Source organism: Rufibacter glacialis (assembly GCF_008271745.1).
GTDB lineage: Bacteria > Bacteroidota > Bacteroidia > Cytophagales > Hymenobacteraceae > Nibribacter > Nibribacter glacialis.
The window spans coordinates 285,267-308,249 of the sequence record NZ_VKKZ01000021.1; the positions used below are offsets into that span (position 1 = coordinate 285,267).

General features: G+C 53.6%; 17 protein-coding genes. 9 read left to right on the top strand and 8 right to left on the bottom strand.

All coding sequences use genetic code 11. The features are described 5' to 3' along the window. Positions 1 to 446 precede the first annotated feature (446 nt). Positions 447 to 3,389, top strand: coding sequence for an ATP-dependent DNA helicase (locus tag FOE74_RS12895; protein ID WP_149099032.1), 2,943 nt, complete (start codon positions 447 to 449; stop codon positions 3,387 to 3,389). Positions 3,390 to 3,702: 313 nt separating this feature from the next. Further along, on the top strand, positions 3,703 to 6,516 hold the full coding sequence (gene carB / locus FOE74_RS12900; RefSeq protein ID WP_149099033.1) for a carbamoyl-phosphate synthase large subunit: 2,814 nt from the start codon (positions 3,703 to 3,705) through the stop codon (positions 6,514 to 6,516). A 930-nt stretch (positions 6,517 to 7,446) separates the two neighbouring features. Here carB and FOE74_RS12910 read toward each other — a convergent pair. Next, on the bottom strand, positions 7,447 to 8,826 hold the full coding sequence (locus FOE74_RS12910; protein WP_308422710.1) for an alanine/glycine:cation symporter family protein: 1,380 nt from the start codon (positions 8,824 to 8,826) through the stop codon (positions 7,447 to 7,449). 220 nt (positions 8,827 to 9,046) lie between these two features. Beyond that, a complete protein-coding gene (locus tag FOE74_RS12915; RefSeq protein ID WP_149099035.1) occupies positions 9,047 to 9,451 on the bottom strand; it encodes a thiol-disulfide oxidoreductase DCC family protein in 405 nt (134 codons plus the stop codon). A 180-nt stretch (positions 9,452 to 9,631) separates the two neighbouring features. Between FOE74_RS12915 and FOE74_RS12920 the strand changes: the two genes are divergently transcribed. The 3 genes from FOE74_RS12920 (at position 9,632) to FOE74_RS21220 (ending at position 12,066) form a co-directional block, all read left to right on the top strand. Further along, positions 9,632 to 10,075: a hypothetical protein gene (locus FOE74_RS12920; protein WP_188686729.1), complete on the top strand. Its 444-nt coding sequence runs from the start codon at positions 9,632 to 9,634 to the stop codon at positions 10,073 to 10,075. 100 nt (positions 10,076 to 10,175) lie between these two features. Beyond that, on the top strand, positions 10,176 to 11,681 hold the full coding sequence (locus FOE74_RS12925) for an HTTM domain-containing protein (RefSeq protein WP_149099036.1): 1,506 nt from the start codon (positions 10,176 to 10,178) through the stop codon (positions 11,679 to 11,681). Between the two features lie 208 nt (positions 11,682 to 11,889). Beyond that, positions 11,890 to 12,066 carry a hypothetical protein gene (locus tag FOE74_RS21220; protein WP_188686726.1) on the top strand — a complete coding sequence of 59 codons (177 nt, stop codon included), beginning with the start codon at positions 11,890 to 11,892 and terminating at the stop codon, positions 12,064 to 12,066. 88 nt (positions 12,067 to 12,154) lie between these two features. Here the strand turns inward: FOE74_RS21220 and FOE74_RS12930 are convergent, their stop codons facing one another. The 3 genes from FOE74_RS12930 to FOE74_RS12940 form a co-directional block, all read right to left on the bottom strand. Then, complete coding sequence (locus FOE74_RS12930; protein ID WP_149099037.1) at positions 12,155 to 12,361, bottom strand: helix-turn-helix domain-containing protein; 207 nt, start codon at positions 12,359 to 12,361, stop codon at positions 12,155 to 12,157. A gap of 5 nt (positions 12,362 to 12,366) precedes the next feature. Beyond that, positions 12,367 to 12,981, bottom strand: coding sequence for a DUF2975 domain-containing protein (locus FOE74_RS12935; protein WP_149099038.1), 615 nt, complete (start codon positions 12,979 to 12,981; stop codon positions 12,367 to 12,369). Between the two features lie 189 nt (positions 12,982 to 13,170). After that, entirely contained in the window at positions 13,171 to 13,674 is a 504-nt protein-coding gene (locus FOE74_RS12940) for a hypothetical protein (RefSeq protein ID WP_225840803.1), read from the bottom strand. A 258-nt stretch (positions 13,675 to 13,932) separates the two neighbouring features. Here FOE74_RS12940 and FOE74_RS12945 point away from each other — a divergent pair, with 258 nt between their 5' ends. After that, positions 13,933 to 15,297: a DEAD/DEAH box helicase gene (locus FOE74_RS12945; protein ID WP_149099039.1), complete on the top strand. Its 1,365-nt coding sequence runs from the start codon at positions 13,933 to 13,935 to the stop codon at positions 15,295 to 15,297. 231 nt (positions 15,298 to 15,528) lie between these two features. On the opposite strand, the gene FOE74_RS12950 is transcribed toward FOE74_RS12945, so the two are convergent. After that, complete coding sequence (locus tag FOE74_RS12950) at positions 15,529 to 15,939, bottom strand: hypothetical protein (protein ID WP_192576616.1); 411 nt, start codon at positions 15,937 to 15,939, stop codon at positions 15,529 to 15,531. 260 nt (positions 15,940 to 16,199) lie between these two features. Here FOE74_RS12950 and FOE74_RS12955 point away from each other — a divergent pair, with 260 nt between their 5' ends. The 3 genes from FOE74_RS12955 (at position 16,200) to FOE74_RS12965 (ending at position 19,394) form a co-directional block, all read left to right on the top strand. Continuing rightward, positions 16,200 to 17,354, top strand: coding sequence for an AI-2E family transporter (locus FOE74_RS12955; RefSeq protein ID WP_188686723.1), 1,155 nt, complete (start codon positions 16,200 to 16,202; stop codon positions 17,352 to 17,354). A 271-nt stretch (positions 17,355 to 17,625) separates the two neighbouring features. Next, positions 17,626 to 18,918 (top strand): M20/M25/M40 family metallo-hydrolase, encoded by a 1,293-nt coding sequence (locus FOE74_RS12960; RefSeq protein WP_149099042.1) that lies wholly within the window; start codon positions 17,626 to 17,628, stop codon positions 18,916 to 18,918. 77 nt (positions 18,919 to 18,995) lie between these two features. Next, positions 18,996 to 19,394 (top strand): lysozyme inhibitor LprI family protein, encoded by a 399-nt coding sequence (locus FOE74_RS12965; protein WP_149099043.1) that lies wholly within the window; start codon positions 18,996 to 18,998, stop codon positions 19,392 to 19,394. A gap of 600 nt (positions 19,395 to 19,994) precedes the next feature. Here the strand turns inward: FOE74_RS12965 and FOE74_RS12970 are convergent. Continuing rightward, a complete protein-coding gene (locus FOE74_RS12970; protein ID WP_149099044.1) occupies positions 19,995 to 22,400 on the bottom strand; it encodes a TonB-dependent receptor in 2,406 nt (801 codons plus the stop codon). 27 nt (positions 22,401 to 22,427) lie between these two features. Continuing rightward, entirely contained in the window at positions 22,428 to 22,913 is a 486-nt protein-coding gene (locus FOE74_RS12975) for a GNAT family N-acetyltransferase (protein ID WP_149099045.1), read from the bottom strand. Positions 22,914 to 22,983: the final 70 nt, after the last annotated feature.

Consider the following 22,983-nt stretch of genomic DNA (forward strand, 5'->3'; position numbering starts at 1 on the left):
TTTTTCATTTTGGGAGGGTTTCGTCCAAAATAAGCTAGAAATGTAATCTGCTCCATGCGCAAGCGGATGATTAGAAACCAAGGGAGCGTCAGGACATGAGTTACAAGCGCGCCATAGAGGGATTCCAATGGAACTTCCTCCAATTTGTCATCTTGAAAAGATCTTGTAGACGAATTAGGAAGGCATGAAAAAAAGGACTCTATCGTTTGCCCACAAGATCCTTTCAGGATGACAAAATGAGGTTGAATTATTCGTTCCAATGCGTCCGGACACGAGCGGGGCGCTCGCGCCAGCGAAGCCTCATTCACCTCTTTCCTGTTTTCCGTACTTTTTGTCAAAATCGGCTCTAAAACAAATCCTCCTAAGCTCCTTAGCATCACGCACTATTTTGCGGCAAATTCCTTGGCATAGAGTACCTTTGCCCGCTGTTGACGTGTGAGGTCCTGATGAAAGCTGCTTCCCCTTCCTTTGCCCTTCTGCATTTGTTCGCCACGGGCTCCTATGGTTCCAAACATGGGTTGCTGCAGGTGGGCGTGCTGTCGTTGCAGAAAGGGAGTGCGGTTATGAGGGAGTGGTTCTTCAACCCCGAGGTGGAGTTTGGCCGTAGCGTGCAGCAGCAGTCTAAAATCAGCAAGGAGCAGGCGAAAAGCGCGCCTCTCTGGCAAGAACTGAAAGCGGAGGTGCAGGCCCATCTGGCCTCCTTCACGCACGTGTTCTTCTTTCAGGAGCGGCACGAGCAGACTTGGCTCAAGCATTACGTGCTGGCGGGCATGGCCTCGCCGCCCATCTGCGCTGATCTGGCCCTGCTCTCCTCGTTCTTTCTGCCGCACCTCAACCTCATGGAGATGGGCGATGTGGTGGCGCGTTCCACTGCTGCCCAGAAGAAACCGGCTTCCCAGCCCATGCACGTCGCGCTGGCGGCCCTGCACACGCACCTTTTCCAACTCCTGGAGGTACTGTTGCAGAACATCCCCAGCACCCCAGAGAATGCCCCCGGCGAGCCCACGCTGTTCATGCAGTTGCTACGGCAAGTGCTCAAGTTAGGCTCCATTTTCATGGGCAGCGCCTGGCGCGCGGTGCAACACGCCGCCGAGCGCATAGAGACGCTGGAACCGCTGGATCTGCACTGGCTCACGCCTCCGGCCACCACAGAGGTACCCGTGTTGCCTTTTCACCTGCGGGAGCAGCTTACTTCCTGGCTCCCCACGGTGCCCGAGGCCCCGGTAGTAAAACCCAGGGTAGACATCGCGCCGCCCTCTGACCAGCTCGTCTATGACGCGCTACACGCCTGGTGCAGGAAACACGGCCTGCCCGAGCGGTATGCCCAGCTGCAATACGCCCAGTTCTGCAACAAAGCCCTTACCGGGAAAGGCACGTTCGTGGCCGAGGCGGGTACGGGCACCGGCAAGACCATGGGCTACCTCATGGCCGCCGCCGAACTGCTGCGCCTCAACCCCGGCCGCAAGGTGGTGGTGGCCACGGCCACCAAAAACCTGCAGGAACAGGTCATGCAAGGCGAGATTCCGCGGTTGCGCTTCAAGGGCGGTTTACACGCGCACCTGCGGCCCGCCATTGTGAAGGGCAAGAACAACTACCTGTGCGTATCTGCCCTCCTGGATTTGTATGACGAGCTGGTAGTGCAGGAGAAAGGCACCATTAGGGAAGGGCTGAGTTGGCTTTACCTGGTGTTGCGCGTGCACCATACGCAGGGCGAAGTGGAGGAAATCCCGCAGAACATCAGGTCTATTCTACCAGACACGTACCGCCTGCTCACTGAGGCCAATGCCCAGGAAGTCTGCGTGCCCAAACTGTGCCTGGAACCGGCCAAGTGCACCTACGCCCGCCACATGGAGCAGGCCTACGCCGCTGACATTATTGTGACCAACCACCACAAACTGCTGCAGCTGCCGCCCAAACTCACTGACACCATCCAACACTGCATCATTGATGAGGCCGACCAGTTCCCCGACTTCGCCCGCAGCGCTTTGAGCATGAACTTCAGCCTGGGCATTGTGGAAGCCCGGCTCCTGAAGCCCTTACTGGGCACTGACCGGCGGAAAGGCTTCCTGGAAGGGGTGGCGAATAAGGTGGCGCACCAATTGGATACGGAGACCTCCCTGCTGGTGCTGGACGAGATAGATTCCATTTACCGCGACTGCGCCACCATCAGGGCCAGCGGTGAATTGATTCAGGCGCTGCCTATTCCGGGGGGTGAGCAGCGGTGGCAAGAGGAGATCTCTCTGCAGGAAAACGGCCGCTGGGTCAAGAGGGAGTTCAGTGCTGCTATTGAACAGGCCCTGCAGGAACTGCTCACCGCCCTTCAGTTTGTGGCCGCCAAGATTGACCGCATGTTGCGCCTCCTTAAAATGCCCGAGGACAAAACCTTCAGCCGTCTGGAGACCTACAAAGAAAAGGCCGCTGAGTTTGCCGATTCGCTGCAGAAGATCACCAGTGACTTCCCCTCGCGCCGCTGGATCCATGTGCTGGAGAAAGGAGGCCACTACTGGGCCGTCTGCAAGATGCCCTACTACCTGCAAGACGAGATGGAGAAGCTGCAGCACGTCTACCCCAGCCTGCTGTTCACCTCGGCCACCTTGTACGTGGCAGGCAACACGCAGTACTTCCGGAACCAGCTGGGCCGCTCAGAGCCCTTTGAGCAGGAAGTCCGCTATCTCTCGCCGTTCAACTATGAGCAGCAGGAAAAGGTACATGCCGTAGTGCCCGCGTTTATTCCCTGCTATGAGCACAAAATGGCGCAGGACCAGAAGCATGACTGGCTGCAGACCTCCATGGAAACGCTGCTGAAATGCATTGTGGCCTTAAACGGCCGTACCCTTGTGCTTTTCACCAGCCGCCGCGACATGGAAGACGCCTACCGGTGGCTGCATTCCCGCCTGCCGGCTTATGACATTGAACTCCTGAAGCAGGAAGGCACCAGCCTGTGGGAGATCAGGCGGTTCCGGCAGGAAGAGCATTCTGTGTTGCTGGGGCTGGACCGCATGTGGTCTGGGGTGGATTTTCCGGGCGTCACGCTCTCGCAGGTGATTGTTTTCCGGCTGCCTAACCCGTCGTTGGGCAATCCGTTGGTGGCGCACCGCCGCGAGGTGGAGGGCGGTTTCTTCTGGAGCAAGTTCTACTACCCCGCCAGCCAGCACAAGCTGCGGCAGGGCTTCGGGCGGCTGGTGCGGCGCGAGAAAGACAAAGGCGCGTTTGTGATCCTGGATTCCCGCATCTTCCATACGGCGCGCATGCAACACCTCAAAGATGAGTTGCCGGTAGACCTCACGCCTTTCCACGGCAAGCCTGATTTAGAGCATTGGTTCCTGAAGACACTGTTACCCAAACTGGAGCTGGCCTCTGAGTGGGAGCGCCGCGGGGTCTCGCTGTAACCACGAAATCCATTTCGCGTTTTGTGCCTGTTTTCTGGGAATTGGCCGAAATACGCACCTCTACCTTGCCCCCTCCTCCTTTATTCTCGGCGTAGCCAGGCAACGCAGGGGGCGGAATTGCACCGTAGCCTTAGGCAAAGCAGGGCCCTTCCTGATAAAAACGCATCAATCCCTTCATTCTGATTAGGAATTGCTCTGTCTTCACCAAGCTAATTAAGACTATTACAAGGAATTTGCGCCGGGCCTCATTTTTTCTCTACAGTTCTAAACTTTCTGCTTTAACTTTGGGCAATTTATACATACCGCTTTACTAATGCCTAAAGATAATTCCATCAAGTCAGTCCTGATCATTGGTTCTGGTCCTATCGTCATTGGACAAGCCTGTGAATTTGACTACTCCGGCTCCCAAGCCGCCCGTTCTCTGCGCGAGGAAGGGATTGAGGTCACCCTCATCAACTCCAACCCCGCCACCATCATGACGGATTCCATCACCGCGGACAACGTGTACCTCAAGCCGCTGGAGAAGAAATCAATCATTGAGATCCTGGAAAAGCACCAGATAGACGCGGTGCTTCCTACCATGGGCGGACAGACCGCGCTCAACCTGGCCATTGACTGCGACAAAGCCGGCATCTGGAAGAAATACGGCGTGAAGATCATTGGCGTAGACATTGCCGCCATTGAGACCACCGAGGACCGTGAGAAATTCCGCCTCTTGATGATTGAGCTGGGCGTGAACGTCTGCAAAGGCAACACCGCTACCTCATTTCTGGAAGGCAAGGAAATCGCGCAGGAAATCGGCTTCCCGCTGGTGATCCGTCCGTCGTTCACCCTGGGGGGAACCGGTGGTGGTTTTGTGAACACGCCTGAGGAATTTGACGCGGCCCTGACCCGCGGTCTGCACGCCAGCCCTACCCACGAGGTACTGGTGGAGCAAAGCATCATGGGTTGGAAAGAGTACGAACTGGAGCTGTTGCGCGACAACATCGGCAACGTGATCATCATCTGCTCTATTGAGAACTTTGACCCCATGGGCATCCACACCGGTGACTCCATCACGGTAGCGCCGGCCATGACCCTGCCAGACACCACCTACCAAAAGATGCGTGACCTGGCCATCAAGATGATGAACGGCATTGGGCAGTTTGCCGGCGGCTGTAACGTGCAGTTCTCGGTGAACCCCGAAGATGACACCATCATCGCGATTGAGATCAACCCGCGCGTGAGCCGTTCTTCGGCACTGGCTTCTAAAGCCACGGGTTATCCTATAGCCAAAGTAGCCGCCAAACTGGCCATTGGCTATAACTTAGATGAACTGAAAAACTCCATCACTAAAACCACCTCGGCGTTCTTTGAGCCCGCGCTGGACTACGTGATTGTGAAGATACCGCGCTGGAACTTTGACAAGTTCAAAGGCGCGAACAAGAAACTGGGCTTGCAGATGAAATCGGTGGGCGAGGTAATGGGCATTGGCCGTACTTTCCAGGAGGCGTTGCAGAAGGCTTGCCAAAGCCTGGAGATCAAGCGCAACGGCCTGGGTGCCGATGGCAAGGAGAAAACGAACTACGACCAGTTGATGGACAGCCTGGCTAACCCCAGCTGGGACCGCCTGTTCACCATCAAAGACGCCATGAAATTCGGCGTAGCCACCAGCACCATTCAGAAAGTAACCAAGATTGACCCTTGGTTCCTGCAGCAGATTGAAGAGCTGGAGCTCACCGAACGCGAGATCCTGAAATACACCCTGGAGACCATTCCGGTAGACTTGATGCGCACCGCCAAAGTAAAAGGCTTCGCTGACCGTCAGTTAGCTTACCTGCTGCGTTGCAAAGAGAGCGAAGTGCACGAGAAACGCACCAGCATGGGCATCAAGCGCGTGTTCAAGATGGTAGACACCTGCGCCGCTGAGTTTGAAGCGGTGACGCCGTACTACTACAGCACCTTTGACGGCGAGAACGAGAGCAAAGTCTCTGACCGCAAGAAAGTGGTGGTGTTGGGTTCCGGCCCTAACCGTATTGGCCAGGGCATTGAGTTTGATTACTCTTGCGTGCACGGCGTGTTGGCCGCCACCGAGTGCGGCTATGAGACCATCATGATCAACTGCAACCCTGAAACGGTTTCTACAGACTCAGACATCTCTGACAAGCTGTACTTTGAGCCGGTGTTCTGGGAGCATATCTATGACATCATCCTGCACGAGAAACCAGAAGGCGTGATTGTGCAGTTAGGCGGACAGACGGCCCTGAAACTAGCCGAGAAACTGACCCGCTTCGGGATTAAGATCATGGGCACCACCTATGAAAGCCTTGACCTGGCGGAAGACCGCGGTGCCTTCTCTACCCTGCTGAAAGAAAATGACATCCCGTACCCTCCCTTCGCCAGCGTAACTTCTGCTGAGGAAGCACTGGAAGTGTGCAAAGACCTGAAATTCCCGCTGCTGGTGCGCCCGAGCTACGTATTGGGCGGCCAGAACATGAAGATCGTGATCAACGAGAAAGAGCTGGAAGCGCAGGTGCTGGACATCCTGAAAGACAGCCCGGGCAACCACGTGCTCTTAGACCACTTCCTGGACCGCGCCATTGAAGCCGAGGCCGATGCCATCTGCGACGGGGAGAACGTGCACATCATCGGGATCATGGAGCACATTGAACCTGCCGGTATCCACTCCGGTGACTCCTACGCGGTGCTGCCTCCGTTTGACTTGAGCGAGAACGTGATGAACCAGATTGAAACCTACACCAAGAAGATCGCCCTGGCGCTCAACACGGTGGGGTTGATCAACATCCAGTTCGCCATCAAGAACGAGATTGTGTACATCATTGAGGCCAACCCCCGCGCCAGCCGCACGGTACCGTTCATTGCCAAGGCCTATGGGGAGCCTTATGTGAACTATGCTGCCAAAGTGATGCTGGGAGAGAAAAAGGTCACCGATTTCACCTTCAACCCGCAGCTGGAAGGCTACGCCATCAAAGTACCGGTGTTCTCCCACAGCAAGTTCCCGGAAGTAAACAAGGAGTTGGGCCCAGAGATGAAATCTACCGGTGAGGCCATCTACTTCATTGACACCCTGGAAGACGAATACTTCACTAAGATCTACTCTGAGCGCAACCTGTACCTGAGTAAGTAATTTAGTAGCAAGTAGTGCGTATCACGTAGCACGACTATTGACACAAAAGGCTGTTCCTCTGGGAGCAGCCTTTTTGCATTTTGGCCTTCACCTAGGAAATGGCCTTGAAACGTCCTCCCGCTGGCGCGAGCTTACAGCTCGTGTCCGCACGTATTTTTGATCCCTTTGCCTCATTTTATTCTCCAAGAAAGATCTTATTAACGATCTTTAAAGTTGAACCTTTCCAATTTTCTGGTTCGCCCACAAGATCTTTCCAGAAGTACAAAGTAGGAAAAGGTGTTTATAAATTAAGAGAAATACTTGAACGCTGAAAAGCAGAAAACAAATGTTTAATAAATACACTTTCGCCCACCCCAACCCTAATCTCACTTGAAGATATCCATTACCACACAGGAACCCGGCTTAATTATCAATTCCACGGTCTTCGAAACTGTTTTCTGCGTAGTCCTTTCCCTCGCTGTTGCCTTAAAAGTGACAGGGTGCCCACCCCTTATACCCTTGACTTTAAAATACGCTATGTTCTTGCCAATGGCACAATCAGATATTTGTTCTAAAGTTCCACATTCTGGTGGTAATTGATCAATGACGATGAACCAGCAGGCAATGGAGCTTATTTCTTTATCCTGATGATTACTGATCAGTTCCACATTCCCATCATAGTATCTATTTGAATCATATAATATGACAGTGGATACAGCCGGTTCAGGTCCAGGATCTTTCTCGCAAGAGAAATGAATAAACGTCAAGCCAATTGCAAGCAAGATCAGATGGCATCTTATTCTCATGAAACCAAAGTACGAACTATTGTCACTTATTCTAAAAATATAAAGTGACTAGTATGCGTGCAGACACGAGTTGGAAGCTCACGTCAACGTTTTGAGACCGCTTTTTAGAACAAAAGCCAAAAGCAGAACTAAAACACTTATGCGTTTAAAACTGCTGAATTTCCCCGGCTCTCAACCTGGCCAGGTAGTTCTTGGAGGCGGCCATTACTTTAGGTGATAGCAAGATGGCGCAGGTCATGGTAGGAATGGCCATGAAGGCGAACGCTGTGTCTACTAAATTGATCACCGAGGTGATGGTGACCACTGCCCCGATAATGATGGTGAAAATGTAGAAGTAGTCATACAGGCGGCGGTACTTGAACCCAAACAGGTACGTGAAGCACTTAGACCCATAGTAGCAGTAAGAAAAAAGGGAGGTGAACGCGAAGATAAACACGCAGATCACCAGCAGGTACTTGCCTACGTGCGGCATAGCGGCTCCAAAGGCATCAGCGGTCATAGTGACTCCGTTGCCCCCGTTGGTCTCCCAGACGCCGGTAACCAGAATAGCCAGGCCGGTCATGGTGCAGACAATGATGGTGTCAATGAACGGCTCCCACATGGCCACCAAACCCTCGCGCACCGGCTCATTGTTCTGCGATTCACCGTGCATCATGGCGGCGGTACCAATACCGGCCTCATTGGAGAAAGACGCGCGGCGGGCGCCCATGATGATCACCTGCATCACGGCCCCGCCCATGACGGCATTGCCGGTAAAGGCATCTTCAAAGATGAGGGCGAACATGCTGGGCACGGCCGCCAGATTAGAAAAGATAATGTAGAGTACCGAACCTGTGTACAGGACTACCATGAACGGCACCAGTTTGGTGGCTACGCTGGCAATGCGCTGTAGTCCACCAAACAAGATAATGGAGACCAGCAGTGCCATGGCCATGCCCATGAACAGGTTGGAGACAAAGGTGTCTTCGCCCACCATGCCGCTGGGCTTCAAGACCACATCTGTAATGATCTGGGTAAGTTGGTTCGCCTGGAACATGGGCAAGGTGCCAAACAGGCCGGCCACCGCGAACAGGATAGACAAGGGTTTCCACTTCTTGCCCAAGCCTTCGGTGACCATGTACATGGGTCCGCCTTCTACCTTGCCTAGTTCATTGCGGCCGCGGTACATAATGGAGAGCGTGCAGGTGAAGAATTTGGTAGCCATGCCCACAAAGGCACTCACCCACATCCAGAACAAGACGCCGGGGCCGCCCATGGCAATGCCTACCGCTACCCCGCTAATATTTCCCATACCAATGGTAGAGGCCAGCGCACTGGCCATGGCCTGAAAGGGGGTGATTTGCCCGGCGGCGGTAGGATCCTGGTATTTCCCTTGCAGGATGCTGAGGGAGTGCCCCATCATCCGGAACGGGATCAGGCGGCAGTAGAGCATCAGGAAAAGGCCACCGCCCATCAATAAAATCAACAAAGGCATGCCCCAGGCCAAACTGCTGGCCTGGACTAAAAACGCGTCTATTTTTTCCACTAAGTTTGAATAAAAGGTAATAAACCCTCCGGTCACGGCCAGGCAAGGAACAAAAGTAAGGGCCGTTTCTGACTTCTCTTCATAAAAGCAGCCAAAAAAAACCAAATCTCCATAGAAGAAGTAGAGAAAAGGCCTTAAAGCCGACGGGCAGACATGGTTGATACCGCTCCTTACTGATGCTTCTTACTAACTAAATAGAAATAAGCGAGAAAAGGTGCCCTTAGGAATGGAACCGGGCTTTGAGCTGGGGAGTAGGCAGCATACAGCTTTCCTGCTGCCCAAACCAGCGGTAACGGTTGCGCGAAACCAGGTCATAGAGCGGGTCACGTAAGAATTTAGGCACTATTACCAAGGCGTACAGCCAGGACCAGCCTCCGCTCAAATGGCGCACAATGCGCAAGGCGGCGGTGGAGCGGGTGTAGAGTTTCCCGTTCTCTACAAGCAAAACACTATTGAAATGCTGGGTAGGCAAGCCATGGGCTTTGAGCAGGTTCTGCCCCATCTCAGACTGCAGCGAGGCAAAACGGAAATATTCTTTAGGATCATGCCTGATCACAAACTGAACAAATCCGTTACAAAGGTTACATACCCCGTCAAATAGAACTGTGGTAGAGGAAGGAAGCATGGAGAACAGGCATAAAGTGGCTGGTCATTGGTACGCTTACCAGAGCCACAAGTTAAACGATGGCTATGGGTATGAATAAAAAAAGCGGATTTATGGCACCTTTCTAAGAAGGATGCGTAAAACATGAAGCTTGAAAAAGAAAACCAATTTTAAAAAATCATTCATTAACCTGTCAAAACTATGAAAAAGACTTTTGTAAACATGTTCGCGGTTGCCGCCATGGTAGCAACATCGGCGTTGGCATCTTGCTCAGGCAGCTCTGAGACTACCACGGATACCACCTCTACTGATATGAGCACTGAAAGCGGCACTACCGGTACAACTTCCGGCACAACTGGTACCACTTCTGGAACTACCGGCACTACTGGAACTACTACCGGTACCACTACTGGCACTACCTATAGCACCACTGGTACCACTACCGGTACAACTGGTACTACCACCGGTACCACTACTGGCACAACCACCGGTACTACCGGCACCACTGGTACAACAACTGGTACCACTACTGGCACTACCACTGGTACTACTGGTACTACTACTGGAACAACCACCGGAACTACCACTGGTACCACTACCGGCACCACCACTGGTACTACTACTGGCACCACTACTAGCCGTTAGTAGTTGACCAAAACGCTTTTAGAAGCGTCTTGTATTGCAGAAAAGGCAAGGCCACATTGGTTTTGCCTTTTCTGTTTTCTTTACCGTCAACCGTCATCCTATGCATCTACTTAGCCAGTATCTGCATCGTGTGTTCTATACAGACACCCGGGCGCTTTCTTTTATGCGGGTGTGGGTGGCTAGTGTTCTTCTGTTAGACATTGGCATAAGGGCTTCTGATCTGGAGGCACATTATTCTAACATGGGCATTCTGCCCTTGCATGCGTTGCACGCCAACGCCTGGAACCAGTATTTCTTCTCTCTGCACGCCCTAAGCGGCATGTGGCAGTTTCAAGTGGTCCTCTTCGTGGTAGCAGGGGCGGCGGCAGTGTGCCTGCTGCTGGGGTACCATACCCGGTGGGCTACCTTCCTGTCATGGCTTCTGTTGCTTTCCCTGCAGAACCGTAACCCTCTCATCACCCAGTCCGGTGACAGCCTCCTGCGGATGTTGCTTTTCTGGGGCATGTTCCTGCCCTGGCACCGCCACTACTCCTTAGATGCCCGCCGCTCCCTTACCTCAGAAACCTCTCCCCATTATCTGAGCGTGGCTTCTGCGGCGTATCTGCTGCAGGTGGCGTGGGTGTATGTATTCACCGCCCTGCTCAAAAGCGGCCCAGACTGGACCACCGACGGCACCGCCCTGTACTACGCCCTCAGCTTAGACCAGATCCTCATGCCGGGAGGCCGCATCCTGTACCAGTACCCGCTGTTGATGAAGCAACTCACCCATGCTACCTATTTCCTGGAGCTGTGGCTGCCATTTATCTTGCTTATCCCTTGGAAGAATACCTGGTTCAGGATGATTTTCTTTGTGGCCATTGTGGGGCTGCACATTGGCATCAGCCTGACCTTGTTTGTGGGTTTGTTCTACCTGATCAGTATCTCAGCCGTGATTGGTTTGCTGCCCACTCCTGTTATGGACACCGTTGACAAATACCTGCGCACTGGTTATGCCCGGTTGCACAAGCGTTGGGCCAAGGCGGGCAATGGGTGGCGGTCACCGGTAGACCTGCAGCTGCGCCTGCAGTGGAATACCCCCCGGGTGAAAAACTCTTTCCTGGGCAAGTACCTGCGGGAAGGGGTGGTGTTGGTGGCGCTGGTTTTAGCGCTTTGGTGGAACCTGAGCACCTTGGGCAAACCCTATTTCCAGGTGCCCACCGGGGCCCACTGGGCGGTGATGATCCCCAGGCTAGACCAGAACTGGAGCATGTTTGCCCCTAATGTTTTCAAAGACGATGGCTGGTACGTGCTGGAAGGCATCACCAACGGCAACCGCAAGGTTGATTTAAACCAGCAAGGAAAAGAACCGGACACCACCAAGCCGGCCTCGGTGATGAGCCTCTTCAAAAACGACCGCTGGCGCAAATATTCTGAGAATTACCTCTTTGGCCCCAATGCGTACATGCGCCCCTATTACTGCTTTTACCTGCTGCGCCGCTGGAACGAAGACCATCCCAAAGCCGAACAGATCAACGAGCTATCGGTGGTGTACATGAAGGAATTCTCGCTGCCCGACTACAAGACCGCGCCCATTCAGCGGGAAGTCCTCTGCCACTGCAAGCCTTAAGTTTAGACGCAAGATGTAAGACGCAAGACACAGGCTTCTCTCTTTCCCAGAGGAAAGTGGCACGTCCAAAGGCCCGACGCCTTGTAGCTGTCTTACGTCTTGCGTCCTAAATCTTGTGTCTTACGTCTTGTGTCCTGTGTCCCTGTCAACCCCAGTTTCGTATATAGGCTAGAAAACCGTTTTTCACTTTAACCAGAAGGGAGGAACCATGCCACAAGGAGATAAATCGGCTTACACTGATAAACAGAAACGGCAGGCCGAACACATTGAAGAAAGCTACGAGAAATGCGGTCTTAGCGAGGAAGAAGCGGAGAAACGCGCCTGGGCCACCGTGAACAAGCAAGACGGCGGGGGCAAGAAAAGCGGTTCAGGCAGGAAAAAGTAATTTTGCCAACTAAGAGTAATTCAAAAGCCATTTAGGGCCTACTTATTTGAAAGTAGCCCCTAAATGGCTTTTGAACTACCAGCACCAACTACTCTGCCACAAACTCCAGAATGTCGCCGGGTTGGCAGTCCAGCACCTGGCAGATGGCTTCCAGGGTGGAGAACCGGATGGCTTTGGCCTTGCCCGTTTTCAACACTGATAGATTGGCAATGGTAATGCCCACCTTTTCAGACAATTCCGTTAATGACATTTTCCGGCGGGCCATCATCACGTCAATATTCACAACAATAGGCATACAGGCTAAATAGTAAGTTGGTCTTGCTCCAGTAAACGGTTACCCTCTTTGAAGACTTCGGCCAGAATAAAGGCGGCCAGCATACAGAGCATAGGCGTCATCCTGTCCCTGGAATACCCTTCCATGAAAAACGACGTCACCCACTGCAGCAGCGATATCCCCAGACACATGAACCCTATCTTCCGGAATGACTGTACATTGTTCCTCCGGAAGGTAGTGAGTTCTTGCACAGACTTTATCACTTTCAGAACTTCTTTGGTAATGAAAAACAGCAGCAGCAGAATGCCTGCGGTGTGCAAGTACAAAGAATACAAGGTTGACCTATCAACCTGCGGCAAGGGTATGTACCGCTGTTTCTGCCCAGCCTCCCCTGCCCCGGCGCTTTCCGTACTGGCAACAACCTCCTCCTCCCCGCCCTGGCGGATTTTTACTGTTTCCCCTTTTGAATTAATGAACACTAATTCCTGGGTTTGCATGTCTACCTTCACCTTTTTATATACTTCCGGGGTGATGTGCCAGTGGACAAAAACAAAGGTGAGGACAGCTAAGCCCAAGGCTAACAGGATGGCGAAAAAAGTCCCCAGAGCGGTGGCGACGGTTAAGAGAGAGTTATTTTTCATTATTTGGCTAGTTTGCACATGCCAAAGGAATTAAAAATAAAATTGATTAACAATAGTTTTTTATCGTTAATCAATAATTAATTATTGAATGCCACGTAACAAAGCTTTCTCAAGAAGCAAAATAAGCCTCTTAGGCCTGATTTTGCTAAAGGAGGCCTAAGAGGCTTTACAGCCTAAACTAAAAGGCATCTATACCTTCACCTTGCGCAGCCATCTGGCTACGCCGCCGGCTACCACCCCGGCAAAGAGATAATAGCCAATGGTAAGGGCCTGGGTTTGTCTGGTCCGGGCGCTGGGCGCAACACCTAACCCCATGGGGCCTGGCAAGACCACACCGCCTACCCCGGCGGCGGCGCCTAAGATAGTGGCGCGCCAAAGAGCTTTTTTACCAGCGCCTGTTAAGCTATAGTACAGGCTATTAGACACGATATCGCCTACCAGAGACCAGGTGTGTAACCTATCAGCCTCAGGGGGTGTTTGCCCCGCAAAGTGCAGTCCTTTGGCAATGGCCCGCATGCCTAAAATATCCATGCGCGGGGCATTAGGATAGAACCTGCGCACGCTTTCATGCACCAGGGTCACCGCCAAAGCCCCGGCCAATCCGCTAAGGCCCGCTCTGAGCCACTTGTTCAGGCGTTTCTTTGAAGGCTTTCTAGTCGTTTTATCTCTCTTTTTAATGTTCTTAGATTCCATGTTTCTGGGGGTTTAACGTATTCCCGGGGCCACTGCCGCCACCGTCTTACCTGTTATAAACCCTTTTTCTGGAGGTAAGGTTACCCAAGCCCCGGGCATTGCGGCTAGGCAACGGCCTGTTTACGTTGCAGTTTGGCTAAAACAGCCCTAAAACCAGACTGAATCTTTTTCCCTATCTTTGTGTCTTACAGAGATAGGCATCCATTGCCGCCTCTTATTTTTCATGCTTGGCCACATGTACGGCCGTTATCCTTCAGAATGACTTTTTCAGAACTACAACTTATAGAACCTCTGCTGCAGGCTCTGCACGAAGAGGGTTACACCACCCCCACCCCCATCCAGGAACAAGCCATCCCGCCCGTTTTGAACGGCGATGACCTATTAGGTTGTGCCCAGACCGGAACCGGTAAAACCGCCGCGTTCAGCTTGCCGCTGTTGCACCGCCTGCACGAGGCGGGTCCGGCCCACCCGGCCAAAGCCATCAGAGCCCTCATCCTGACCCCTACCCGCGAGTTGGCCTTGCAGATTGGCGACAGCATCAAAGCCTACGGCCGCCATACCAAGATAAAATACACCGTGGTGTTTGGCGGCGTGGGCCAGGTACCGCAGGTAGAGCAGATCAAACGCGGCGTAGACATTGTGGTGGCTACCCCGGGCCGTCTGCTGGATTTGATGAACCAAGGACTGCTTTCACTCAAGCACATTGAAACTTTCATTCTGGATGAGGCCGACCGGATGCTGGACATGGGCTTTATCCATGACGTGCGCAAGGTGATCGCCCAGATTCCCACCAACCGCCAGACGCTCCTTTTCTCGGCCACCATGCCGCAGGAGATCCAGAAGCTGTCGGCCAGCATTCTGCGCGACCCGGTGTATGTGGAAGTAACGCCGGTTTCCAGCACCGTGGAGAAAATCACCCAGAAAGTGTTCTTTGTGGACAAGACCACAAAACGCGCTCTCTTAAAGCATCTTTTACAAGGCGAAGAGATTCAGCGCGCCTTGATTTTCTCCCGCACCAAGCACGGGGCAGACCGCATTGCCAAAGAGCTTTCCAAAGCCGGCATCTCGGCGCAGTCTATCCACGGTGACAAAGCCCAGAGCTCCCGCGTGAAGGCCCTGACCCAATTCAAGAACAATGAGCTGAAGGCCCTGGTAGCTACTGACATTGCCGCCCGCGGGATTGACGTAGATGACCTGACCCACGTCATCAACGTGGATTTGCCAAACGAGCCTGAAACCTACGTGCACCGCATTGGCCGTACCGGCCGCGCCGGCGCAGAAGGAATGGCCCTTTCTTTCTGTGATGACACCGAACTGCCGTACCTGCGCGACATTGAGAAACTCACCAAGCAGAATATTCCGGTAGAGGAAGACCAGCCCTTCCACGCCGACTACACCAAGCTGCCCTTGAGCGGTGGCAAAGCAACAGACAAGATAGCCCGCAAAAACAGTGGCGGCGGCAACCCAGGCCAAAACCGTGGCCCTAGAAGCGGCGGACAAGGCGGTCGGAGACCCGACCAGCGGCAGGGCGCCAGCCAGAGCGGTGGCCGCCGGCCAGACCAACGCCAAGGCAGTGGCCAGGGCAGCGGTAGCAAGCCTTCTGGCAACAGAGGCCCCAGATAAGAGTTCAGAACCCCGCTATAACAGAAAAGCCGGACACTTTAAAGTGTCCGGCTTTTCTGTTATAGCGGGGTCAGTTCTTGCAGTCTAGATAGAGGCGCTTGTTCCCGGTGGCTACCTCTGAGCTGGTTCTGGCGCATAGGCGCCACCTACTCAAAGAACACCAGCCAGGAAACCTGCTTCCTTTTTCTGCCATTGCTGTTCCCGCAATGGGGTCAACAGGTTTCCTAAGAATTAGGAATTATGCTGGGCAGAACCCGTGGTAGCTTTCGCTTTTTTATTTGATTTGAAGCCAGAGCCAGATTTAGTTTGCCCAATCCATCCTTGGTTGCTGGCTACCCAGTAAGAAGCACCTAACAAAGCAGCGCCACCCAGTACTTTCTGCGTAGTGCTCATGCTGTTGTATGAACGGGAGCAGGTAGCACCAAAATCTTTCACCGCTTGCGGCAACTGGATGTTCTTCACGGCATCTGGCACTTGAATATTACCCAAAGTGCTGGTCAGGTTGTCCAACATTCCGCCTTTGCCAGCGTCTTGTCCCTGACGGCCAGATTGAGAGTTAGCTGAATCTTGTGAGTAAGAAGTAGCATCTTGTGGCGAGTGGTTTGCTTGATTTTCCATAGTTGTGAATTTTATTTTTTTCATATCGTTTTACCTTAAAGCTTTCTGCTCCAGGCGCCGTCTTCATAGATCGGCGAATCCATTTTATCGAAATTGCGCCCGAATAGTTTCGTTCTCATCTGACTTTTCTACTATTTTTTTAATTCCCTCCAGATTAGCCTCGTTTAAACCCCATACGTATAAATATGGTGCCCCTCCTATATAGAAACTCTTTTTTCGGTTAGAAAGATATCCCCCAGCATAGACTTTCAGTTTCGCCTATATTTTTTATTTTATATATGCCTATGCCTCCTCCTGTTTCTCCTCTTCCTACTCCACCAGATCCACTGCAGGTATTTGTGCGCAAGGCATTAGTAGTGGCGCTGCTGGTAGTGTTGCTCTTTGTGGCGTACACGGTCATCAGGATGGCCTTTGAGGTCTTCTTGGTCTTCTTTGCCGCGGTTCTGTTTGGTATTCTCCTGCACGGCAGCAGTAGTTTCCTGCAGCGGCACCTCAAATTCTCTTACAAATGGTCGTTGGCCACGGTGTGCCTGCTACTGCTGGCCCTGCTGGTAGGGTTCCTGATGTACCTGGGCCCTACTCTCTCCAAACAAGGCCAGGAACTGCAGCAGCAATGGCCGGCCATACAGGAACGGCTAAAGGGATTGGTGCTGTCTTTGCCTTACGGCGAGCAAATGTTACAACAGATTCCGCCACCAGAGAAATGGCTACAGGGGCAGGGAGGATCTGTCATGAAAAACACCTTCTCAGTGCTCTACAGCACGTTTGGGGTGCTGGCCAATATCCTGATTGTGCTGGTGATCGGGATTTACCTGGCCATCTTGCCGCAGGAAACGACCAACGGACTGGTCCGGCTGATGCCCAAGCCGCGGCGGGCCCGTACCCGGGAAGTCATCCATGTGTTGCGGTACACCTTATGGGGCTGGATGAAAGGCACGTTACTGGCCATGGCCGTGATAGGGACGCTCACCACCCTTGGCTTGTGGATCATGGGGGTGTCGTTGCCCCTGTTATTAGGCGTATTCGCTGGCCTCATGGAGTTTATTCCTAACATAGGACCCTTCATTGCCGGTTTACCCGCCGTGGCCCTGGCCCTGGTGCAGGACCCCAACATGGCTTTTTATGTGGCGCTGTTCTTTATAGGGCTCCAAAGCCTGGAAGGCTATATTCTCACGCCCCTGGTGCAGAAAAGCATAATTGACCTTCCTCCTATCCTAACCATTGTAGGCCAACTGGTGCTGGGTTTGGTGGCTGGTTTCTGGGGACTGCTGCTGGCTGTGCCCATGGTGGCCGTGATCATGGTGCTGGTGAAAATGCTGTATATTGAAGATGTGCTGGGCGACCATGGCGTGGAGGTAAAAGGTGAAGACGACGCCATTGCCCGGGAGGAAAGCCGGTCCCTCAATGACGAGCAGATGCCCCTGGAATCAGGCAACTGAGGCTCTCCCCCTTCTGGTTTAGGGCCTTTTATTGAAAAAGGCCTGAAAAAGAGACGCTGGCCTGGCTGCCTGAAGGAAGTGCCGGGCGCAGAAAACCTTTTCCCTTTCCCCAAATCACGGGGCACCAAATATCGGGCTTCTTCCTTTCTGGCGGCCCATCTGCCAGGGAAGTCGGTAAGGCGTTGTAAGAATCTGCCCCTTCTACCGACTCATGAACTATATATGCCGGAAGCCAGTATATTTACTCTTCTGCCCATACCTTCACTACCTTATGATTTTAAAAAAGACCCTTGCCCTGTGCCTTGCCTTGCTGCCCCTGACCGGAGTGGTGGCCCAGAAAAACATTCAGCAGAAAGACGTGACCCGTATCATCAAGACCCTGGCCGCCGACGACATGATGGGCCGCCAGACGTTTACGCCGGGCATTGAAAAAGCCGCTGACTTCATCTCCAGTGAGTTTAAGAGCATCGGCCTCAAGCCGCTCACCGGTGACACTGATTTCCGGCAAGAATTCAAAATGTACGCCTTAAAACCCAGCAAGGCCACTGTTACCCTCAACAACCAGTCTTTCTCTTCTGACGAGTATTTCTACACCACTGTGCACCGTAAGTTTGAGTGGGAAGAAAAAGCCCCCAAACCCGTGTTCATTGGCGAGAACGATGACTTTAGGCAAAAGCTGAACACCGCCCGCCGGTTAGACAAAGACGTGCTGGTGGTGGTGCACCCCAAGCACCAGGAAATGTTCAAGCGCTTTGCCGGCTCTTTCCGGCAGGCCCGCCCGGTGATGGAGCTTGGCAAAGGCAACACCCTCATCTTCGTGCTTTCCCCGCTCACAGAGGTGACCTCCTTCAACATTGAGATCAAGAATGACGTGGACGAGCTGCCCCTGGCCAACGTGGCGGGCATGATCCCCGGCAAACGGGCCAACGAATACATCGTGTTTTCCGGGCACTATGACCACGTGGGCATCATGAAACCTGTAGCCGGCGACTCTATTGCCAACGGCGCCGATGATGACGCCTCTGGCACCACCGCCGTGATCACCCTAGCCCGGCACTTCCAGAAACAAGGCAAGCCGGAGCGTACCCTTATCTTTGTGGCCTTCACCGCCGAGGAGATCGGGGGCTTCGGGTCACAGTATTTCTCCAAGCAATTGAACCCCGATGAGATTGTGGCCATGTTCAACATTGAGATGATCGGCAAAGGCTCCAAATTCGGGCCGAACAGCGCCTACATCACCGGCTATGAGAAATCTGACTTCGGCAAGCTGCTGCAACAGGCCGTGAAGGGCACCGCCTACAGCTTTCACCCAGACCCGTACCCAGACCAGAACCTGTTCTACCGCTCAGATAACGCCACCCTGGCCCGCCTGGGCGTACCGGCTCACACCATCTCCTCGGTACAGATAGACAAAGACAAGCTGTACCATTCCGTGGATGACGAGGTGGAGAGCCTTGACATGGCCCACATGACCAACATGATCAAAGCCGTAGCCCTGGGCGCCCGTGATTTCGTGCAAGGCAAGAAAACCCCCAAGCGCGTAGACAAGAGCCAGGTGCAGTAAGTGGTTGTTAGTGATTAGTTGTTAGTAATTAGACTTAAGCTGTGCCTTCTTATTTGTTTTCACCAACCCTGCTGCTTTTGAGCCTTGCCTTTTCCAGGCCTACGTTGGCGCAGGAAATAGATAAACAAGACCCCGTTGACGTAAACCTGACCAAGTGCCTGGATCAAAAAGAGAACCAGACCACCGCGGGCATGTGCAACTGCACGTACACTGCCCTTCAGGAATGGGACAAGAAGCTAAACGCAACGTACCACAGCCTTTTACCAAAGCTGAATTCCTCCGCGAAGGCAAGTTTGGTGGCAGCTCAGCGGCAATGGGTCTTGTTCAAAGAAAAGGAAATCAACCTGATAGATGCTACCTACGGAAAAGCGGAAGGCACCATGTGGCAGGTGGTCAGGGCAGACAAAGTCCTCAGCCTCACCAGACAAAGAGCGGAAGAACTAGAATCATTGCTGCAAACCTTACCTGAGTTATAAGGGGCGTTGGCTTCTGCCACTTTCTCTTTTTTAAAAGCAAACCTCCCGTTTCCTCCTCCTTTCTTGCAAAGGGAGCGAAAACGGGAGGTTTGCTTTTGCGGTAACTCAGAAGTAAGATTCACTTTCCTCTTTTGTCATCCTGAAAGGAGCTTGGGAGCGAGCTAAAATGCCCTTGTAGAAGCGCTACTACCGTTCGCCCACAAGATCCTTTCAGGATGACAGAAAGAGGTGAATTGTTTAAAGCCAATTTTTGGCAAAACAGCCCCAAAACAAAGATGTGCTTACCGATCCTCACAAGATCTTCCCAAGGTGACAAAGGAGAAAGAGTGAGGAGAGAACGAGTGAGGAAATTGGAAGCAATCACATTAGAACCCAGAACACTAGAAGCTAGCATGCAGGAACCAATGCTGACACAAAAGAATACCAGCCTATCTTTTAATCCATGGCCTAATAGTCAATTACCGCAATGCCGTTTCCTGACCTCGTAGTGTCCGAAGGTCCTACGAGTGTCTACACAAAGGCCCCTTTTCCACCCTGTTTTCCTGAGAACTTGTCCAAAACGGGAGCCGATGTGGTCAGGCCATTCATCTTCCTTCTTCGCTAGAAATTCCCGCGCAACGTCAGCACCAGATTACGGCCCGGAGCACTCACGCCCGAGGCGTACACGCGGTAGAACTGGTCCAGGATGTTCTCCAGCGCCACCTGGAACTGCAGGCGCGGGTGGAACTGGTAGGCGGTTCTCAGGTTAAGCGTGTACCAGGTTGGTACGCCCTGCGGGGTGGCGTACTGCAGGTTGTCTTCGCCCACGGGGTTGTAGTCTTCAAGCCGTTTCCAGCCGTTGTACTGCACAAAGAACTCTGACCGGAACTGAGGCAAGGTCAGAAAAAGACTCGTTTTCCCGAAAACAGGCGGAATATGGTCCAGGGGTGTTTCACTGGGTCTAGACTGGATGCGGCCGTAGGTGTAGGTGAGCGTGGAGGCCAATCGGAAGGCTTGGGTAATATCAGCGTTCAACGAGCCGCTGAAGCCGTAGACGTAGGCTTTGTTAGCATTCACGTTCGCCACCACGCGGCTCAACTGGCCGTTGTACTCCACCTCAGAGCGCCCCTGAAACGAGAAAGGCTGGGTGGTGATGGCATCGCGGTACCAGGTATAGAAGCCGGTGCCTTCTACCCGTACGTGCTGCGCAATGGTCTTGCCCACGGAAAGCTCTGCGTTGTAAGTGTATTCCGGCTTCAGGCTTGGGTTGGGCACCACCAACTGCCCGGCCACGGACTCAAACACCTTGCCCAGATCATCTACGTTAGGCGCCCTGAAACCCGACGAGGCCACGGCCGCAAACCGCCATTCATGCCCCGGCTGGTAAACGACCCCTACATTCCCGTTCACGGCCGTGTTCTTCTGGGTAACGTCATTGAACGGAAAAGGAAAGAAAGCCTTGTCTCTGGAGAAATCAGCATTCAGTTCCACATGGCTCAGCCGGATTCCGTCTGAGAGAATCCATTGGGGCGTGATCTCCCAGGTGTGGGTGAAATAGGCGGCGGCGGTGCGCATGTCAGAGCCGCCGCTGGGGTAACGGGTATCTAAGGGCGTGCGCTCACCAGTGGTAAGGTTGCTGCCGTATGCCCGGGAAGTGACCTGGTTGTATGTTCCTTCCAGCCCATACCGCAGTTCGTGCTCGCCCAGCAGGCGGCTGGCATCGGCGTTGAGGGTGTACACGTCTACGTGCTCAAAACGGTTCTGCAGCGGGCCCCGGTTAAACCGGCGGTTATGGCGGCTCTCTTCCACGCTCTGGTAGGCGGCCGTCACGCGCAGGTCTTCGAGCCAGCCCCTGCCTTTGGTGGCAAAGGTGTAGGCGGCCATCCAGCGTTCCTGCGGCCCGTAGTACCACTCCCCGTGGCTCAGGCGACCCTGGGCATCTACCTCCGTCAGGCGGTCATAGCGCGGAATGTCTGAGGAAGTGGAGAACTGCACGTTCAGCAGATGCGAGGTATGGGCCGAGGGCTGGAACAATACCTTCTGCAGCACATCATACTGCTTATAGCCGGTGAACTTCTGCACGTTGGGGTTTTCATTGGGCACCATCACGTCTTCGCCGTTCACGCGTTGGGCGTAGAACGGACGCAGCCCCCAGTTGCCGTAGAACGGGTTGCGGTTCTTGCCCTGGCGCAGGTCGTCAAAATCTGAGTAGGTGAAACTGGTGAAACTGCCCCATTTCTGGCCTCCTATAGAAACGTCCAGGTGGCCGGTTTTCTCCTGGTTGGCGGTGGCGTACCGGGTGAAGGCGCCGCCCGTGACGCGGGTTCCGCCGCTATCCGCTAACAGCGGGTTCTTGGTGTAGAAATGAACCACGCCGCCCAGCGCGTCTGAGCCATATACCACCGATCCCGGTCCAAACACTATTTCTACTTTCTCCAGCGCGGCATTATCTACCGTGATCACGTTCTGAAGATGCCCTCCCCGGTAAATGGCATTGTTGAGCCGCACGCCGTCTATCACCATGAGCACCTTGTTCGCCTCAAACCCACGCAAAATGGGACTTCCGCCGCCGGCCTGGCTTTTCTGCACCAGCACCTGCCCGCTTTGCTGCAGCACATCAGCAGTGGTCTGGCTGCTCTGGAAGGCCAGGTCCCGCGCCTTCAGCACCTGGATCTGCTGCGGCACATCGGCCCGCTTCTCTTCAAACTTGCTCGCGGAGACCACCACCTCCTCCAGGGAATAACTGCGTTCTGAGAGCAGTACCCGGTAGCCTAGGGTTCTCAGCTGACTCACCGCCAAAGTGCGCGGCTGGTAGTCTGAGCGCTCAAACCGAAGGCTGTCTGTGTCCTGCAACCCTTGGGTACTGAACCGGCCTTTGGCATTGGTGAGAACCGGCAGGCCGCCCTGGGCAGGCACTACCCGCACCCCCGCCAAAGGCTGAAGGTTGGCTCGGTCCTGTACGGTGGCACTCTGCGCGGCAGCTACCAACGGCAGGACTACCAGCAGCAGAGATAGGAAGGATTTCATAGATGAAATATAAAAAACTAACGCGAATCAAGGCACCAGGGCCAGCACCATTTTTATGTCAGCGCGCTTGTATTCATTGAGTTCATCAGGCACTTCCACAAAGCCCAGTTTGTGGTACAGGTACAGGGCGGTTTCTAGCTTGCGGTTTGAAAGCAGCATGAGGGTAGTGGCTCCCAGGGCGCGGGCCTTCCCAATGGCGGTTTCGCCCAGGCGTTTCCCAATCTTCAGGCCCTGAGCTTTGTCAGTGACGGCCATCTTAGCCAGTTCGTAGGTCTGGTCATCCACCTTGATCAAGGCGCAGGCGCCCACTACCTCGCCCTGGTACTCGGCCATGAAGATGTGGCCGCCCTTGGCGATGATGTACCCGTCTGGATCGCCTAGTGATTTGTGGTCCAGCTCCTCCATCTCAAAGTAGCGTTCAATCCAGGCCTGGTTCAGCTCTCTGAAACGGGTGGCATGCGTGGGGGTATAGTCTATGATAGAAACGGTAGCAGGGGTAGTAAAAGGAGTCATGGCAAGAGTAAAATACTTACCCGCAAAGATATTGAAAGGTAAACGCGTTTGAGGCCTGTTTTTAAGTAAA

Excerpts from the sequence above, each read along its gene's own strand:
- FOE74_RS12975 (WP_149099045.1), bottom strand. The coding sequence starts at position 22,913 with ATGACTCCTTTTACTACCCCTGCTACCGTTTCTATCATAGACTATACC.
- FOE74_RS12940 (WP_225840803.1), bottom strand. The coding sequence starts at position 13,674 with ATGGAATCTAAGAACATTAAAAAGAGAGATAAAACGACTAGAAAGCCT.
- FOE74_RS12955 (WP_188686723.1), top strand. The coding sequence starts at position 16,200 with ATGCCTCCTCCTGTTTCTCCTCTTCCTACTCCACCAGATCCACTGCAG.
- FOE74_RS12960 (WP_149099042.1), top strand. The coding sequence starts at position 17,626 with ATGATTTTAAAAAAGACCCTTGCCCTGTGCCTTGCCTTGCTGCCCCTG.
- FOE74_RS12925 (WP_149099036.1), top strand. The coding sequence starts at position 10,176 with ATGCATCTACTTAGCCAGTATCTGCATCGTGTGTTCTATACAGACACC.
- FOE74_RS12945 (WP_149099039.1), top strand. The coding sequence starts at position 13,933 with ATGACTTTTTCAGAACTACAACTTATAGAACCTCTGCTGCAGGCTCTG.
- FOE74_RS12950 (WP_192576616.1), bottom strand. The coding sequence starts at position 15,939 with ATGAAAAAAATAAAATTCACAACTATGGAAAATCAAGCAAACCACTCG.
- FOE74_RS12915 (WP_149099035.1), bottom strand. The coding sequence starts at position 9,451 with ATGCTTCCTTCCTCTACCACAGTTCTATTTGACGGGGTATGTAACCTT.
- carB (WP_149099033.1), top strand. The coding sequence starts at position 3,703 with ATGCCTAAAGATAATTCCATCAAGTCAGTCCTGATCATTGGTTCTGGT.
- FOE74_RS12935 (WP_149099038.1), bottom strand. The coding sequence starts at position 12,981 with ATGAAAAATAACTCTCTCTTAACCGTCGCCACCGCTCTGGGGACTTTT.
- FOE74_RS21220 (WP_188686726.1), top strand. The coding sequence starts at position 11,890 with ATGCCACAAGGAGATAAATCGGCTTACACTGATAAACAGAAACGGCAG.
- FOE74_RS12970 (WP_149099044.1), bottom strand. The coding sequence starts at position 22,400 with ATGAAATCCTTCCTATCTCTGCTGCTGGTAGTCCTGCCGTTGGTAGCT.
- FOE74_RS12920 (WP_188686729.1), top strand. The coding sequence starts at position 9,632 with ATGAAAAAGACTTTTGTAAACATGTTCGCGGTTGCCGCCATGGTAGCA.
- FOE74_RS12895 (WP_149099032.1), top strand. The coding sequence starts at position 447 with ATGAAAGCTGCTTCCCCTTCCTTTGCCCTTCTGCATTTGTTCGCCACG.
- FOE74_RS12930 (WP_149099037.1), bottom strand. The coding sequence starts at position 12,361 with ATGCCTATTGTTGTGAATATTGACGTGATGATGGCCCGCCGGAAAATG.